Annotated in this window: 13 protein-coding genes and 1 tRNA gene; all 14 read right to left on the bottom strand. The window is 45.2% G+C overall.

From position 1 onward, the window contains the following. Positions 1–18: 18 nt before the first annotated feature. The 14 genes from ACXACJ_RS00270 to ACXACJ_RS00205 all read right to left on the bottom strand — a co-directional run bounded on the left by ACXACJ_RS00270 (position 19) and on the right by ACXACJ_RS00205 (position 17946). Positions 19–759: a hypothetical protein gene (locus tag ACXACJ_RS00270; RefSeq protein WP_475132260.1), complete on the bottom strand. Its 741-nt coding sequence runs from the start codon at positions 757–759 to the stop codon at positions 19–21. A gap of 11 nt (positions 760–770) precedes the next feature. After that, positions 771–1487 carry an ABC transporter ATP-binding protein gene (locus ACXACJ_RS00265; protein ID WP_272987516.1) on the bottom strand — a complete coding sequence of 239 codons (717 nt, stop codon included), beginning with the start codon at positions 1485–1487 and terminating at the stop codon, positions 771–773. Continuing rightward, positions 1480–3036, bottom strand: coding sequence for an ABC transporter permease (locus tag ACXACJ_RS00260; protein WP_272987518.1), 1557 nt, complete (start codon positions 3034–3036; stop codon positions 1480–1482). The genes ACXACJ_RS00265 and ACXACJ_RS00260 overlap by 8 nt, the downstream gene beginning before the upstream one ends. Continuing rightward, the gene (locus ACXACJ_RS00255) at positions 3021–4028 is read right to left on the bottom strand and encodes an extracellular solute-binding protein (RefSeq protein ID WP_272987520.1); all 1008 of its coding nucleotides are present in this window, start codon (positions 4026–4028) and stop codon (positions 3021–3023) included. Before ACXACJ_RS00255 ends, ACXACJ_RS00260 begins: the two co-directional genes overlap by 16 nt. Continuing rightward, a complete protein-coding gene (locus ACXACJ_RS00250) occupies positions 4025–6196 on the bottom strand; it encodes a DUF5916 domain-containing protein (protein WP_475132259.1) in 2172 nt (723 codons plus the stop codon). The genes ACXACJ_RS00255 and ACXACJ_RS00250 overlap by 4 nt, the downstream gene beginning before the upstream one ends. Before the next feature lie 11 nt (positions 6197–6207). Beyond that, a complete protein-coding gene (locus ACXACJ_RS00245; RefSeq protein ID WP_475132258.1) occupies positions 6208–7281 on the bottom strand; it encodes an efflux RND transporter periplasmic adaptor subunit in 1074 nt (357 codons plus the stop codon). A gap of 44 nt (positions 7282–7325) precedes the next feature. Further along, entirely contained in the window at positions 7326–10460 is a 3135-nt protein-coding gene (locus ACXACJ_RS00240) for an efflux RND transporter permease subunit (protein WP_188467602.1), read from the bottom strand. Positions 10461–10462: 2 nt separating this feature from the next. Further along, complete coding sequence (locus ACXACJ_RS00235; RefSeq protein WP_475132257.1) at positions 10463–11836, bottom strand: TolC family protein; 1374 nt, start codon at positions 11834–11836, stop codon at positions 10463–10465. A 110-nt stretch (positions 11837–11946) separates the two neighbouring features. Next, positions 11947–13296 (bottom strand): chromate efflux transporter, encoded by a 1350-nt coding sequence (gene chrA / locus ACXACJ_RS00230; protein ID WP_188467600.1) that lies wholly within the window; start codon positions 13294–13296, stop codon positions 11947–11949. A gap of 79 nt (positions 13297–13375) precedes the next feature. Next, entirely contained in the window at positions 13376–14104 is a 729-nt protein-coding gene (locus ACXACJ_RS00225) for a superoxide dismutase (protein ID WP_226334942.1), read from the bottom strand. Positions 14105–14190: 86 nt separating this feature from the next. Then, the gene (locus tag ACXACJ_RS00220; protein WP_137402991.1) at positions 14191–15474 is read right to left on the bottom strand and encodes a sensor histidine kinase; all 1284 of its coding nucleotides are present in this window, start codon (positions 15472–15474) and stop codon (positions 14191–14193) included. Further along, positions 15471–16154 (bottom strand): response regulator transcription factor, encoded by a 684-nt coding sequence (locus ACXACJ_RS00215; RefSeq protein WP_188467599.1) that lies wholly within the window; start codon positions 16152–16154, stop codon positions 15471–15473. The genes ACXACJ_RS00220 and ACXACJ_RS00215 overlap by 4 nt, the downstream gene beginning before the upstream one ends. Before the next feature lie 186 nt (positions 16155–16340). Then, positions 16341–17588, bottom strand: a complete 1248-nt coding sequence (locus tag ACXACJ_RS00210) for a site-specific integrase (protein WP_188467598.1) — start codon at positions 17586–17588, stop codon at positions 16341–16343. A 284-nt stretch (positions 17589–17872) separates the two neighbouring features. Beyond that, positions 17873–17946, bottom strand: a tRNA-Pro gene (locus tag ACXACJ_RS00205). Between the last annotated feature and the right edge of the window lie 46 nt (positions 17947–17992).

Genomic DNA, 17992 nt, shown 5'->3' with positions numbered 1-17992 from the left:
TATTTCCAATGGTTTAGTCTATTTAAATTTCTGTATTTCAAAATCATCAAAGTAGGTCACGGCATCTGCTTTTGTCCAGAAACCCACTTTACCGGCTTTTGTGAAGGTTTTGTCCTGCACTTTGAAAAGTTCTTTATCCTCAAGAAGTACCGTGAACACATCGTCTTTTACAATTAATTTGAGCGTATGCCACCGGTTTCCCATTGGCGGAACATCAACTCCATACGTTCTTCCTTTGCCCACCAGCTGCAAGTCTGTGCGTTTACCGTTTTCCACCTTGTATAATACCACATTATCTTCGAGCGGATTGGCCCGCACTACATAATAGTTGTTCTTATCCGTAAACCGCCAGACAAAACCGCCTCCCTGATCATGGTTGCCGGTAACGCCTTTCAGCCGGACGGTAAGTACCATGTCTTTTGCCGTAATCCGGTTATTGACCACTACATTAAAATGATTGTTGGGATTGTCGCTGTAAAATTGTGCCAGCACTTTATTTCCATTATCCTCTGTCACTTTCCATTCCGTGCCGCCCGATCCGGTATAGTATTCCGACCAGTCGTCCGGCAGGTGACCGGCAGTGTAATTCTCAAAATCAAACCGGGTTGTTTCAGTGGGTTTTACGGAATAAGGAAATTGCGCCTGTTCATTGATTTCCTGGATTTGTTCTTCCGAGTGCCTTGATGTCGAATTACCACATGCAACCGTTATCAAAACGGATGCGATTATGGGCATTAAATAATTTACTGTTGTTTTCATAATTCCTCTCTTCAAGTTTTTAGAAATGATTTTACAAATTCAGATGACGAACGGCTGACTTCTTCCTTTGATCCGGCAGCCGCTATTTTTCCGGCATTCATGACCACTATGTAATCACCTGTGTTCATGGCTTCTTTCTGGTCATGTGTAACATACAGCATAGTGAACTGTTGCTGTCGCTGAATGTCTTTCAAATGCCCAAGTATGCGCTCTTTTAAATGAGCATCAATATTGGCTAGTGGCTCATCCATCAGGAGTATCTTGGGTTGCAGTACCAGCGAGCGGGCAATGGCCACCATTTGTTTTTGTCCACCCGAAAGCTGATGCGGGTATTTCCTGGCTTTATCGCTTATCCCGAATAATTCGAGCCATTCAAATATTTTTTCTTTGATGTTTGCTTCTTTGCTTTCCTTCAAGGCAAAAGCAATGTTTTTGTACACCGAAAAATGCGGCCAAAGCGCCAGATCCTGAAAGACAAAACCAACCTGACGTTGATGAGGTGGGATAAGGATGACACCCTTTTCGCTTACTTTAACTCCGTCTATTTTTATCACCCCGCTGGAAGGCCTCTCCAAACCGGCAATTAATCGCAGCACAGTGGTTTTACCACAACCGGAAGGACCCAGCAGACAGGTTGTTCCCCCTTGCTCAAAAGAATAGGAGAAATTGTTCAACACTTCTTTATCTCCATAGCAATGGGTGATATGTTGCAGGATGATCTCAGGCATATTGATATCTTTTGAACAACCATTTTCCAGCCACAAAAAACAGCGCGATTAATGCTATGGTCACGCCAAGATTGATCAGGGTCATGCTGCTGGTAAGGGCTTCCGGTGCATTGGCGCTGATGGTGAATGTTTTGACCGGCATCAGCTCCATACCGGGAGGATAAACCAGCATGGTAACCCCCAGCTCTCCCAGGCTTAAAATGAAGGATAGAACAAATGCGGCAAATAATGATGGTACCAATAAAGGCAGATTGATCTTCACAAATATTTTCCAGGAAGGTATGCCCATCACAAGGGCTGATTCCTCCAAAGAAACCGGTATTTGCCTGATACCATTGCCGATGATCCGGGAAGCGATAAAACCAAACTTGCCGAGATAGGCAAGCAGCAGAATTGCGGTAGTGCCATATATAAAATTCATGGCAGGCAGATTATAATACCTTATCAGGGCGATGCCCAGCACGGTAGAAGGAACAATAAAAGTCAGTAAAAGCAATACATTGGGCAGCCGGTTTCCCATACGGTCTTTAGCGTAGGCCGTCCAGAGGCCAACAGATGTCAGCAATAAGGTGCCCGACAGGGCAAGTTTTACCGATTGCAGGGCAGCCGGACGCATCAGTATCCATGCTTCCCTGAAGAATAAGGTTCTTCCGCTCAAAGACTGGATTCCCAGCATAAAGACAGGCATCAGCAAAACCATTATCAACAATAACCAAAGCAAAGCGTGAAACAAGGCTTGCCGCTTCTGGATATTGTATTTTTTGGACACGCCTCCCTTTACCGACACGGAAAAGAATGGAGCATCTGAAAGGTAGCGGGCTTCTGCCAGCATAAGCAACAGGCATATAAACAGCAATAAAACAGATTGCCCGATAGCCAAGGGGAAATTATACAGGGCAGAAAACTGGGTAAATATCTCAGTGGTAAAGGTGCGCACGCCAAAGAAAGCAGGAACTGAAAAGTCACTGAGACTGAATATCAGGATGAGCAGGAACGAGATTGTTAAGGCAGGACGGATCAAGGGGAGGACAATTTTCACCACCATTTTCCTGAAAGGCATCAGCATTAATCCGGCTTCTTCATAACCGGCATCAACTTGGGATAGTGCGCTACCGGTAATGAGCATCGCCAAGGGGAAAAAGACTATGGTATGTACCAGGATCACACCTGCATCTGAATAGATGGCAGCATTATTTCCAAATAGCCAGAAAAAACCATCTTTCCAGGCCACCGCAAAAATATAAGGGGAAATGAGTAAAGGCAGTAGCAGCGCCACCTTGTAAATGCCGATGAAAGCAAACCGCAGTTTGTAGAGAATAAATCCACAGACCGTTCCTGTGAAGGTGGCAAGCAAAGCCACTATACCAGATATCAGCAGGCTTTTGCCAACAAGAACCAATGTCTCCCTGCTAATGGAAGACAAAAGCGCTGACTTATCTTCACCACTAAGCCATTGCAGAAGCAGTAATACCAGTGGCAACCCCAGCAGCAGAAACAGCAGCAGTGAAGGAACCATCCGTATAATATGCCTGACTATTGCTCTGTCCATGCTTTTAGCCAAGATTGTATTGCTTCCAGTTTATCAGAAGTCTCTTTGTAATCGATTTTCATCGGTTGAATGTTATCCAATGAAGGAACATTTTGCGGCACTTCCGTTCCTTTGATCAGCGGCATCTGTGCACAGGATTTGGCCAGTTTCGTTTCTGTTTCCCGTGTCAGCAGGTAGTTAATCAGCTTTTTCCCGTTTTCATTTTGAGGCGAACCTTTAATAAGACTAAGGGCATTGGGCATGATGAGTGTCCCTATGCCATTTTCCTGTTGATCCAGAAAAATGTAATCTACCTTATCACTTTCTTTTTTGGCTTCAAAAGCATCATCCGTATCGGTAAGGCCAAAGGCGAGTTCCCCGTTCATTACTCGCTTTTTAACGTCCCCATTGCTGGCAGCTATCACCACTCCATTGGCTTTCAGATCATTCATCCACTGTTTGGCTTTTTCATCGCCCAATTTCACAAACAGAGCAGCCATGTGGAAAGTGGTGGTGCCGAACAAGGGGTTGGCAATGGCAAACTGGCCTTTGAAGCGGGGTTTTGTGAAGTCGAGAACAGACCGGGGTAATGAATCAGGAGAGATAAGCGTCTTGTTGTAGATCAGCACCCTGGCCCTGGCAGAAAAACCAATCCAATGGTTATCCTTTTCTTTGAACTGGGTAGGGATGAGCCGGGTTTGCTCCGATTGATAAGGTTCAGTTATGCCTCTTGACTGCAACACTCCATTACGTACCGGGTCACCGCTCCAAAATACATCGCACCGGGGATTGTCCCTTTCGGCTATTAGCCGGTTCATCACTCCGGTGGATTTGGTTTCTTCGGTATCGTACACCGCTTTTACTTTAATGCCGGTTTCTCGTTCAAAATCCTTCAACACCGGTTCCGAAAAGACCTGGTCAACGGTACAGTAAACGGTTACTTCATTACTGGGTGGGCTACATGCGGTAAGCATTAGCATGAATAGTATGATCGAATTAAACAGGTGTCTCATAGCTTTTCTTTTTGAATTACAAATCTCCAAATCAATTTCCCCAGGATGGTTGTCCTTTCAAGTTTCCAATCATTCCCTGATGTATCATAGGCCTGGTTGACAATGAAAAAGAAATCAGCCCCGATAATCGGTATCCATTGCAAACGAAAATTGAGGATGGCCTCCTCATCTTCGCTGTTCCACTGTGAAAACAATGATCCAAACAAATTCGGGTTGACTGCATATTCCATCCGGCTTCCGATCAGGTCGGTATCAAAGCTTCCTTCCGGTAAGTCAATCCAGTTTTTCTCATAGTTAGCGCCTATTTTAAGATAGCGGCTGGCTCGCCAGGAAAGTTCGTATGTACTTTCGGTACTTTTGCCTGTAAAGAAATCTCCCCAGTTTATTCTGGAATACACCGACCAAGTGCGACCACTGAATGTAGCGGCTTGTATTTCCATCCGGTTGTACCAGTAATCGCCTTCAGGTATGGTAATGCCTTCTTTGATCTCAAAAGGTTCACGCAAACCTTCTGCCTTCCTTTGCAGGTTAAACTCAAAAAATTCCCCGCTGCGTGTTTCAAAGCCTAATGGCCGGATTTCATAAGAGAACGATTGCAGTTCCCCTGTATCATCAAAGACAAAGTAGTTCATATCAAGCCCCTTAAAGCTGAACTGCCGTATCCATTTCAGAAAGTTTTTAGGCCGGGGCTTCCATTCGAGTTCTGCATAAAACTCCTGGAAATTGTCCCTGCGCAGGAAACCCACCTCCGGGTTGAAAGCGGGAGCGCTTCGTTGCCAGGCCATATCAAATTCCACTTTGTCGTTGGGATAGCTCAGATAGATGCGGTGAGCATTGGCTTTAGAATCATAATTATCAGAATTAATATTTTGAGTAAAAGAAGCTCCAATATTCAAATTTTTATCACCGAATAGCTTGGATGTACTGTAAAGCCCGTAGCCACCGGTAGTGCTGTGCCAGCGTCCATTTTCGTATTTATTGGCAGACAGAATGCCTATGGAGGATTGTTTCATCACATCCTGACGCCAGCTTACCACTGAGTAGTTGGTGGACGGAATGCTGTCCCGGCTTGCTGTCTGCATAGACAATGCTCCCAGGGTGGAATTTTTTACTTTACCCAGAATCCTTGCCCCGGCAATAATGGGTACGGTGGAACGGTCTTCGGCCAACCCAATCCTCCTGCTATAAAATGGGATAATGCTATTTCCCATTCCCATATCAAAATAGTCCTGTCCTTCCAGGAAAAACTCCCTGCGCTCCGGGAAGAACAGGGGAAATCGGGTCAGGTTGATCTGCTGGCGGTCGGCTTCCACCTGCGCAAAGTCAGTGTTGAAAGTCAGGTTCATACGGAGCGTGGGCGTAATGAGGTAGTTGATATCCCCACCGGCATTCAGTTGCCCTTTTTCCTGACCGGGTGTAAATTCGCCTCCTCCAATGGCATAAGGTTTTATTTCAATAAAATCCTTGCTGACAATGCTGTCCAGACCAGCCAGCGTACCCGCCCTGTTGAGCAGTTCCAGTTCGGAATCCCTGGACCAACCCTGCCAAAGCAGTTGCTCACGCTTTCTGCGGATATTCCGCTCGAAGTTGATGCCCCATATCTGCTCCTGTGCATCAGTGGGGAATTTTAAAGTGGAAAAAGGGATGGCTATTTCTGCAAACCAGCCTTCATCGGTAATAGTGGTTTTGGCATCCCAAACGCCATTCCAGAATTTATTAAAAGATTCACCGTTATTGAGAACCTGCGCATCCGCTCTTGCCGCATTGGGATTGATAGCAAACAGGAATCCGTTGCGGTCGTCATTGTAGGTATCAATGATCACCTCAAAATTGTCTTCTCCTCCCCAGTCAAAGTCTCTTTTCATCTCGCGGGCTATTATCTTTTGAGGATTCCTGTCATATCCCCAAAACCCGATGTACAGGGTTTTGGCAGTATATAGAATCGCAACTTCTGTTCTTTCGGTAGCCGGTTCACCAATGTTCAATTCCCGCTGTGTGAAATTTTTGATATGTACGGCTCGCTTCCATACTGCTTCATCCGGCTTGCCATCAAGCTGAATTTCTTCCTGAACGTACTCTGCGTAAATCGTATCCGGTTTACTTGTTTGGGCTTTGCAAGTAGCATAGCAAATGGCCCAAACCAGAAACGTGATAAAGAAACGGCCCATACAAACGGAAGTTAGTTGATAGGCATTCCCTCTGTCATTTCTTCATTGGGCTGCAAGAGGATGTGATCCCCGGCATCAAGCGCGCCAAACACCTCAACCGTACTTTCGTTTTTCATGCCTGTTTTTACTTCTACCCATTTCAGCTTACCCTCTACCACCTTTCCCACAGCTTTTCTACGGAGGGTGGTCAATACAGCACTTTGAGGTACCCACATACTTCCACCGGTTCGCTGAATATGTAATTGTATTTCTGCAAAAAGCCCTGCATTCAACTCACCTTTTTGATTGTGCACGATAAATTCCCACATCTCTGTGCGGGTGTCCGGATCGATGCTTCTGGCTCTCCGGTAAAAATCTGCATTGAACAATGTCGCGGGAAATGGCTCTACTTTAAATGTCACAGCGTTCTCCGCCACAGAACTTCCGGTCAAGGCTTCCGGCACCGGTACCTTTAACCGCAATTTTTGATTGTTTTCGATCACCAACAAAGGGACACCATTATTTCCTCCGACAAGATTTCCCGGATCGGTATTCCTTTGGGTGATCACTCCGTTGAAAGGTGCCCGGATGGTAAGATAATCCAGCAATTGTTGCTTTGCCGTGGCGGTATAATCTGCTGCCACCAGCCGGGTGCTGTCAGCCATAGCTTTGTTCTTTGCTTTGATCAGGTCGGATTCTGAAACCGTACCAGGCTTTCCGGAGGCTTTCACCAACCGCTCAAAGACATCTTTGCTACTCAAATAATCTGCTCTGGCAAACTCTACCTCGCTACGGGCTTCAGCATAAGCTGCCTTTACTTCCGGTGCTTCTATTTTTATCAGGACTGCTCCTTTTTTTACTTTATCACCAATATCCACCAGCACCTCGCTTACATATCCCTGCACCCTGGCATTCAGCCCGGCCTTTTCAAAAGCATGCAACTCTGCCGGGAGTGTCAGGGCCTGTGGGGCATTTTCGTAACTCACTGTTATTATTTCCGCTTTTTTTGCCGGCCCACCTTTGCTTTCCATGTTGCTGTTTTCAGCTTTATTCGAACAGCCAGAAACAATGGCCATATATAAAATTGGTAGGATGTATTTTCTCATTATGTTTAAACTTTACTGTTTTTTCTGGTTTCATGTAAATTTTACTACTGTCCAAAATAGGCGCTCTGCTCATCGTCCGGATCGAGTGATATGCTCTTATAGTGTTTTCTTCCCGTAAGTTGCCAGTAAACGGAAGGCAGGATGAACACGGTGGCAAACACGGAAAACAGCAACCCGCCAATCACGGCTAGCCCCAGTGGGGCGGTTTGCTCGCCTCCCTCGCCCAGTCCAAGCGCCATAGGAGTCATACCAGCTATCATGGCAATGCTGGTCATGAGTATGGGTCTCAACCGATCCTTTATTCCTTCCAGGTGTGGGTTTTGTCTTTGATCTTTCCGATATTGCTCGGCTATGGTGACAAATAAAATGGCATTGGCCACCGCCACCCCTATGGCCATGATACTGCCCATGAAAGATTGAATATTGAGCGTGTTCCCACTTATCCAGATAAGAAGGAAGGATCCGGCTATGACGGCAGGAACAGTAGATAGCACTGCGAAGGAAAGCCGGAACGACTGAAAGCTGGCTGCCAGTAGCAGAAATATTACAGCTACTGCCAGCAAAAGGCCGGTGCTCAGTTCATCAAAGGTTTGGGTGAGAGGTTCTGCGAGTCCTCTGAATTTAACACTCATCCCGGCAGGTGGTTCACCCATTGCATTCACCTCATTACGTAGGGTTTTAATGGCGCTTCCCAGGTCTTTGTTATGCAGGTTTCCTGTGATGGTGATGAACCGTTGCTGGTTAAGGCGGTCGTATTCCCCAATCACGGTAGCCGGTTTCCATTTGCTCACGTCACCCACATAGACGGTTTTTCCATTTTCCGATTTAAGCGGCACCTTTTCGATATCACCGGGTTGATCTACCATATATTGTGGAAACTCTACCTGCACTTGATAAGCATTACCCGATCCGGCATCCAGCCAGTAATTGGGCTGGGTGAAACGGCTGGAAGAAGTGGAGGCCGTTACCGACCGGCTGATGTCTTCAATGGTAAGGCCCAACTGGCCGGCACGTACACGGTCGTACTCCAGGTCAATGGAAGGATAGTTCAACGGAATGCCAAACTGTACATCCCGCATAAAAGATAACCCTTCTATTCTGTTCTTTATTTCTTCAGCAAATTTTCGTGATTCAACAAGGTTTTTACCCTGCACGGCAATTTCCACCGATGTATTGGCCCCCTGGCTCATCACCTGGTCTACCAGGTCAGCAGGTTCGAAAGAGAGGCGCATTTCAGGTATGGTTTCCGCTATGCTTTTCCTGAGGGTTTCTTTGAGGACGTCCAAGTCTTGTCCTGTTTCTTTCAGCTTGATCTTGACAACTGCCTCATGCGGACCACTTGTCCATAGAAAAATAGTATTGACCGGGTAGCTCGGAGGCTGGATGCCGACAAATGCTGAAGTGATCTCTACATTTTCTCTACCCACCACCTCGTCTACTACCTCCAGGAATTTTTTTGTTTTCTCTTCAGTGTTTTCGATACGGGTGCCATCGGGCATCCTTAACCGGACTTGCAACTGTCCGGAGTTTACTTTTGGAAATATCTCTGTGCCGGTAGACTGCCAAACGGACGCAAGCATAGCAATAATGACTACCAGGTAAATACCGATGGCCCATCCGCCCATGTTTGTGATACCTTTTGTATATCCTGTTACCCGGTTTCTAAACCGTTGAAACTTTCCATCTTCGTTTTTAGGAACATGATCTTTCAAAAACCAATTGGAAAGAATGGGTACCATGGTTTGAGAAAGCAGAAAAGAGGCGATCATGGCAAAACCTACCGCCAGCGTAAGCGGTAAGAACATGGCCCGGGGCGTGCCGCTCATAAAAAAGGACGGGACAAATACGGCAAGGATGCTGATCAGGATGAGGAGTTTGGGCAAGGCAATTTCTTTGCAGGCATCCAGAATGGCCCGGGCCTTCGTCTTGCCCATTTCCTGATGCCGGTGGATATTTTCAATCGTCACAGTCGATTCATCTACGAGAATACCTATCGCCAGTGCCAGTCCGCCTAATGTCATGATATTGATTGTCTGTCCGGTCAGATAGAGGCACACTACTGCCGATAATATGGCAAGCGGTATGGTGAGAACCACAATGAGTGCACTGCGCCTGTCACCCAGGAACAGCAATACCATTAAGCCGGTAAGCACTGCTCCCAATACCCCTTCAAAGGACAGGGTTTTCAGGGAGTTGATCACGTAACCCGACTGATCAAATTCATAACTTACTTTGATGTCATCCGGCACAGCCGCCTGCATTTCCGGCAGGCTTGCCTTTATGCGCTTGACGACATCCCAAGTGGAGGCGCTCGCCCGTTTGGTTACAGGAATATACACCGAACGGCTGCCATTGATCAGAGCATAGCCTGATGCTACATCGGATCCGTTTTGCACCTCGGCTACATCCCTTACGTATACAGCGGGTCCGGAACCTTTCTTTAAGGGGATATTGGCCAGCTCCTGAATATCACTTACCACCGTATTCTGATTTGCGATCAAGAGTTTGTCCGCTGTCCGGATGTTGCCGGAGGGAGATATGTTGTTGCCTTTGGCAATGGCCATAACCAGTTCATCCGGGCTGATGTTGTAACTACGCAGCTTGGAAGGGTCGGCTTTGATGAGCACCGTACGCTGGTTTCCGCCAAAGGGAGGAGGAGCTGACACGCCCGGGATAGAAGCAAATTTGGGGCGTACTTTAAAAAGCGCCAGATCTTGTATTTCACCCAAGGACCGGGTTTCACTGCTAAAAACCAATTGGCCTACCGGTGCGCCTCCTCCGTCAAACCGGGTAATAAAAGGGGGTACGGTACCCGGAGGCATAAATGCCCTGGACCGGTTGACCTGGGCCACTACTTCCGCCAGAGCCTGAGACATATCGGTTCCTTCATGAAAGGTGAGCTTCATTAAGGAAACGCCCTGGATCGTTTTGCTTTCTACTTCTTTTATACCATTAATGTACAGGAAATGATATTCGTAGTAGGAGGTCATAAAACCCTCTATTTGGTTGGGAGCCAAACCTCCATACGTTTGAGCCACATATATAGTTGGCGTACCCAGCTTCGGGAATATATCGACCGACATGTTCCGGATAGCCAACACAGCAAAAAACACGATAGCCAAAAGGGCTACCATAACTGTTAAAGGTTTCCTTAAAGCAGATATTATTAGTTTGATCATCTTTATAATTGGTTTAAAAAGATTTCCAGATTACCATTTATAGCGGCTACATACAGTAGTGCTTTCCAGGCTTCCCAATAGGATCTTCGAAGTTCTATTTCTGCTGTTACCAGCTCATTCCGGGCTTCAATCAGCTCCGTAAAGGTTATCAGCCCTGCCTGGTACTGGGATTGTATGGCTTCATACGCATAACGGGCATCCTGGAATTGTACAGGGGTTTCCCCGGCAATGGCCAGTGCAGTGATTAATGTGTTATCAGCAACGGACTTTTGCTTATTGAGGGCCAGAAGAACTTTTTCCAGTTCTTGTTTATCGGCATCAGCTTCCAATTCCCTTGCTTTCCACTGGGTTTGATAGCGGAAGATCTGGGTCAGCGGTATGGCAAGTTGTACACCAATGCCATAATTGAACCTGTTGATATTAAACCCGTCAGACGGGTTATCGACAAAGGTGTTACCGTTGTTGTCAAGCTGCACACCGGAACCTCGACCATAAGCAGTACCCAATACACTTAGGGTGGGCATCCAGCTTAATTTCTCTGCTTTAAACAGGTATTGTGAGGTTTTCCACTCAGCCATGGCCAGTTGTTCTCTCGGATGGATCATTTCGGCAACTTCTGAAACCTGAGGGAGTACCTTAAAAAAGGACGAGTTTACCAGGTTTTCAGGTAAACCAGCCGCAATCAATTGTGATAGCGCTGCTTTGTGTTCATAAATGGTGTTTTGCTGTTGCAGAATTTTGATCTTTGTCTTGGATAGTTCGGTATGAAAACGTGCCGTATCCACCCCCGAAACCAATCCGGAAGTAGCCAGGCTTACAGCTTGTTCATAATTTGCTTCAGCTCTTTCCCGATCGCTTTCCAGTACATTCAGGATTTGAAGGGCCAGGAGGTAATCCAGGTAGGTGCTAGATAATTGCACGTTATGTTCCAATAGCGTAAGGCTTTTCATGGCCACCCCGGCCTCATAGGTGCTTTCGGCTGCTTTTATCTCATTGCCTCTGCGTCCGAAGGTGTAGGGCTCCCATTTCATGAGCAAACCGGCAGCCGAACCCCAGACCATATTATTGAGATTCTCTGTAGAAGGGGGACCGCTCACCGGTAAAATGTATTCAGGATAAAACATCCCCGTAAGGTTGTTATAAGTCGAATAGTTGGCCTGGGCAGAAGCATTAATATCGGGTATAATTGTACGCCTGGTGGATTTGACCCTTTCTCCGGATGCCTCCTTTTGTGCCTCCGCAGCAAGAATTGCGGGGTAGTTTTTTGTGGCTGTTTCCAGTAGCTGTTTTATAGGAACCTGGGTCTGGGAATGTACATTCGTCCAGGCAAAGGTAATGATGGCTACTAGCAGGGGGATCTTGAATATTCGAACCATTTTTCAATTTTGTCATTAATTATCACAAACCTATGATGCGATTCTGTAGAAATATGGGAATGGAGTTGGAAGCGGGGAAATGGGGAGAAGGAAGTGGGGAGGGACTTATATTATGAAAAGGTGAAATAATACAGGATGCCGCATATTATACTGACCAGGATTGTTTTCAGCATGTCCCATTTCAGGATGAAATAAACAAATGCAGCAATAAGTCCAATCACCAATGAAGGAATGTTAATTGTAGCCCACTCAGGTATCATCCACCTAATCCCCAGGGAATGGCTTTCGTTTACTTCTCCAAAAAGTGTATGGATAGCGAACCACACGCCAAGGTTGAGCACAACTCCTACAACAGCAGCCGTAATTCCGGACAAGGCAGTAGTGACGTTTTTATTGCCTCTTAAATACTCAATATAGGGAGCTCCGGTAAATATAAACAGGAAGCAAGGCACAAAAGTAGTCCAGGTTACCAGTAAGGAAGCTAAGATTCCGGCCAGAAGTGGATCCATCGTACCAGATAAGCGATAAGCTCCCATAAACCCGACAAATTGCACAACCTGAATGAGCGGCCCGGGGGTGGATTCTGCCATGCCCAATCCGTCAAGCATTTCCCCACTTTTGAGCCAGCCGTAATCCTCCACAGCTTTCTGGGCTATATAAGCCAACACTGCATAGGCACCACCAAAGGTGACCACAGCCGTTTTGCTGAAAAACAGGCCTTCCGAAAAGAAAATATTTTCTGTTCCTATCCACAGGGCGATCAGTACTAACGGCAGTGCCCATAAGGTTATGAACAGCAAAACTGTTTTGACTGTTTTCTTTATTGAAGGCTTAACGGGCTGAATATAACTGTCAATGAAATAATTATTCTCCTGATCCGATTTGGCCTCATGTCCTTTTATTACATGAAATTTTTCTTCCCAAATTCTGCCACCAATAAAACCGGTCAGCCCTGCCACAATAATGATGTAAGGAAAATCCACCTCGAAGAAAAATATGGCCACAAATGCCAGTGCAGCCATTATTATCATCACTTCATTTTTTAGCGCCCTTTTACCTATTTTGATGACCGCACCAATAACGATGGCCAGCACTGCTGGCTTTATACCAAAAAATATGGCTTCAACGATTCCTACGTCCCTGTAGGCTGCATAAAGAATACTCAGGATCAGAATGGAGATGAATCCCGGCAGGATAAACAGTAATCCGGCAACCAATCCTCCTTTGGTCTTGTGCAATAGCCAACCGATGTAAGTGGCCAGTTGTTGTGCTTCAGGGCCCGGCAACAACATGCAATAATTCAATGCATGTAAGAAACGGTTCTCGCTGATCCATTTTTTTTCTTCTACCAATATTTTGTGCATCACGGCAATTTGACCGGCCGGGCCTCCAAAACTGTAGATGGCAACTTTAACCCACACTTTTAGGGCTTCTTTATAGGAGACCTGTTTATCGATCATATATTATCTATATATACTGAATATACTGGTGGTAACAGAGGAGAGGTCATGTGGTCTTAGTTCTATATTCCAACAAAAATTATCCGTGTAATTTTTTAGCTGTTACAAACCGTTCTGCCACATTGTCCCAATTGATAATTTCCAATACAGTGTCGACAAATTCTGCCCTCTTGTTTTTGTATTTCAGGTAATAAGCATGTTCCCATACATCAATGACCAACAGGGGAACCACACCCCACTGCGTGAGCTTCTGGTGGTTTTCGCATTGCAGTAAAGTGAGGGATTGTGAGTAGGGCTGATAGCCCAATATTCCCCAGCCACTCCCTTCTACAGATTTGGAAATTTTGGATATGTATGCTTTCAGGTTATCAAAAGAGCCAAAGTCTTTCTCTATCTGTTTCAGTAATTCCGCTTTGGGCTGTGTTTTTTTATTGGTCAGGTTAGACCAGAATATGGAATGCAGGACATGACTTGAAAAATGATAGGCCAGCTTACGAGTCCACATATCTACTTGATCCATCTCGCCTGATTGAAGGTGTTTTTTGATGTTTTCCAGGTCTTTATTCGCCCCTTTTACTGCTCCTCCATGATGGAATTCATAATGCAGGTGCAGGGTTTCTTCATCCATGTGTGGTTCTAAGAATGTCTTGTTATATGGAAGCGATTTTTGGATGAAATTACCATTGCTGTCCACCAGTTTATCCATGCCATTTTCTGTTACATTCTGTGAAAAAACGTTGTTGATGGGAAGGATGCTCGCTCCACCCAATATTGCCGAATTCCTGAGAAAATCCTTTCTGTTCATCATTGAAGTCATTTTATTTTAGATAATACACGTATTTATAAAGGTAAAGTAAATCATCAAATCTGTAGAAATTTGGGAAGATCGTCTGGTTACCCGAAATCCACTTCAAAAATGTGCAACCCTTCTTCTTCACGGTAATGAAGCTCCCACCCACTTGTATCGGCTATCTTGCGGGCAATTGCCAACCCTAGCCCCCAGGTATCGGGATTACCCGATTGTTTGTAAAAACGGCTGAATAATTTGTCTTTTTCTAATACCGTCCCTGTTTCTTGTTTTTCATGCCCTGTATTGGCAATCATGAACTTTCTCTCTTTTGTTTGAATGTTCACCGTGCCATTTTCCCTGTTATGCAGAAATGCATTTTTAAGCAGGTTCTGTACCAGTATCTCGGCAAGCATCGTATTACCCTGCACGATCAAATTATTTTGTATTTCCGTTTTCACCGATATATTCAGGGCAGCTTTCTGTTCTTCATAATATTCCATTGATCGGCTGATTATTGTGTTTATATCAACCTGTTCTGAAAGGAGAAACTGCCGGTTTTCGATTTTAGATAAGAGCAGCAGGGTTTTGTTCAATTTTTTTAAGCGCTGTGTGGAGCCGATAATGCCTTCCACAATTTCCGCCTGCTCTTGTGTGAGTTCTGCCTGTCCGATAAGCCCTTCCAACCTTGACTGGATAACAGACAGGGGTGTTTGCATTTCATGGGAAGCATTTTCGATAAATTGCTTCTGGCTTTCAAACACTTCCATATTTTTCCGGGTCAGCTCATTCACAGCTTCATTCAGCATCCGGAACTCATCAATATGTGTAGATGGCAGTGCAGGAAATTCTTGTTTATCAAATCGAAAGAGCCGGAGTTTTTCGAGTATTTCGAAAAACGGGCCCCATATTTTCCGGGAGATAACGCGCTGGGATACATAAAAAGAAAGCAACAGGGCCAGGAACAAAGATCCCAGCGTGATAGCAATGGTTCCGATCATTTCAGCCGCTTCCAGGTGAGGTTTTATGATTTCCAGCCGGTAATGTTTGCCATGTAGTCTCACAAAAGTGTTCAGCATGCGGTACTCATCGAACTCGTCATCAACAGGCTCATAAATGAGGGTATCGGTATAACTTTCGTATCTTTCCTGAAAAGCAGCTTCTTCAACAAGATAAAAAGTGAAATCGTCCAGCGGATTGTCCTCTTTAAACGGTGCTTCAGGGTTTTGTTCAAGGTAAGCCAGTAGGTTGACTTTACGGTTGTACAACACTTCATCTACATTTTGAAGTACGTTCCAGCTTAGCACCAGGTAAAACAATATGGAAAAAATTCCGAAAAGCATCAGGAAATAAAGCAATTGAATGCGGGAGGTGTAGGTAAGCAGCTTCATAATGCCTGGATTTGATAACCTACCCCATAGATGTTGTTGATTTCTAGCTGTGCCCCGGCATCTTTCAGCTTTCTTTTGAGGTTCCTGATCTGAGAGAACAGAAAATCAAAACTTTGGGCCTCATCCACATAGTCGCCCCAAATATATTCGGCCAGCGATACTTTGGAGATCACCCGCTTATGATTATTGATCAGGTGTGTAAGAATAGCATACTCCTTTTTTGTAAATGAAATAAGATTTTCAAGGTCGTTTACCCCGACCAGATACTGGTCCGGTTCTATAACCAGGTTTGCAAAGCGGACAAGTTTGTTGGTTTTGAATTGTTTTCTGCGGATGATGGCTTTTATCCGGGCATTGAGTTCCGAAAAATAGAACGGCTTGGTGAGGTAGTCATCAGCCCCAAGTCCCAAGCCTTTCAATTTGTCATCCAGCGAGTTTCGTGCTGAGAGGATGATCACCCCGTCCGTCTTTCCATTCTTATGAAGTGTTTCCAGCAGATCAAATCCGCTACCATCAGGAAGGTTAATGTCCAGTATTATGCAATCATATTCATAAAGGGAAATACGCTCCATAGCAGACTGAAGCCCTGTTACAGAATCATAAATAAACCCTTCTTCGGAAGCAAAGTCTTCCAGGCTTTTTAGCAACTGCGGCTCGTCTTCTACGATGAGTAATTTCATAAGTTCAAAATACGGGATTAATTCTGTAGGAATATGGGATTACACTAAGGAACCTGATTTTGGCCTGAGGGTCTTTATAGATTCCTGTTTGATCCCATGTTTTGTAAGCAAAGTAATAAGCGTGTCAACTCTCTTTTTTGGACACTTTGGTACAAATACAAACAGCTGCTTTAAATAAATGAAGGACTACTTGGCCCTTCTCATCAATTTTGGTGCTGCCAGCCTTTCACGGAGAGCCTGCATGTCTTCGCTCACTTTCTTCTCCACCACCTTTGCATAAACTTGGGTAGTGGTGATCTTTGAATGGCCGAGCATTTTACTCACCGTCTCCAAAGGTACGCCATTACAAAGAGTTACGGTGGTGGCAAATGTGTGTCTGGCCAAGTGAAAGGTCAGGTTCTTTTCAATTCCGCACAGGTCGGCAATTTCTTTCAAGTAGGAGTTCAGCTTTTGGTTAGAGATCATAGGGAATACCGATCCTTTCTGCAATGCCCTAGGATGGGTCTTGTATTTCTCTATTATTTCCCAGGCTTTAGGAAGGATAGGAACCCTTACTGGCTGGTCAGTCTTTTGCCTGCAGGTCGAAAGCCAGTATTCTCCGTCTATGCCAATGGTAATGTTGGATGGCGTCAGGTTCATTGCATCGATGTAGGCCAGCCCGGTATAGCAGCTGAATACAAACAGATCCCTTACCCACTGCAAACGTACAATTTTGAAGTCTTTGTTTTCTACTGCCTCGAGTTCTTCATGATTGAGAAAATCCCTATCCACTCGATGAAATTTAAGTTGGTACTTATCAAATGGATCCCGACTTACCCATTCCATTTTTACAGCCATGGTCACCATTTTCCGGAAACGTTCCAAGTGCTTCATCACTCCATTGTTACCAAGCGGTTTCTGGTGGTCTTTGGGTTTGTAGTTACGGAGGTAGAATTCAAAGTCTGTGATGAACTTGTACGACAGTTCCGAAAGGAACATGTCAGTAGTGCCAAAGCGCTCTTTCAAAAATCGGTGGATGTACTTCTGAGTGGTGAAGTAGTTTTTCATCGTACCCCAAGCCAGTGTATCTCGCATAGCCTGGTTGTGATAATCCACCAGCTTGCATAAGGTGAAGTCTTTTTGATCTGTGCCCAGGAACATGCTTTTGATAGCATCTGCGGTGATCAATCGCTTTTGCACTTGCATCTCCTGGTAGCATTCCATGATACGGGCCTGGACTTCATCCAAATAATGATTAAGCGATTTGATTTCTTCCCGGCTGCCCTTGGCCATGCCTTTGCTGCCATTCCAGTCGCCTGGTTTGATCCAGCGTTTCAATGATATTTCTACCCTGCGGCCATCAACGGTGACCCTGGCATAGATTGGGAGTAGGCCATCTTTGGCCTTGTTCGTTCTTGTGATGAACTGAACTCCGAAGGTGTTTGTAGTTCTCATGACAATTCAGCTTTTGAGTGTTTGTGTTAAAATGATTCCTCTCGTGGTGAACTGCTTCCACAAGGTCACTCAAACAGACCTAAAGCAGTTCAAAATGTGTGATGCAACTATCTGTTTTACAGTTATTTGCATCAATCTGGTGAACTAAAATAAACCATTCATTTGGTTCACCGAATAGGTCTCATTTTTGCTGAAATTGTCTAAATCGAACTGATACGTAAAAAATAAAAAAGCCCGCAAATCGTAAGATTTGCAGGCTTTTGGGTTCAGATGAACCTTTGTTGTCGGGGTGGCGGGATTCGAACCCACGACCCCTTGCACCCCATGCAAGTACGCTACCGGACTGCGCCACACCCCGAACTATTGACTTTTATAGGTAGTCAAACCTTAGCTTTTCCTTTCGG

The sequence above is a fragment of the Roseivirga sp. AWQ4_251 genome (assembly GCF_056158225.1).
The sequence above is the reverse complement of the archived record's forward strand: the minus strand, read 5'-3'. Positions and strand labels throughout refer to the sequence as shown.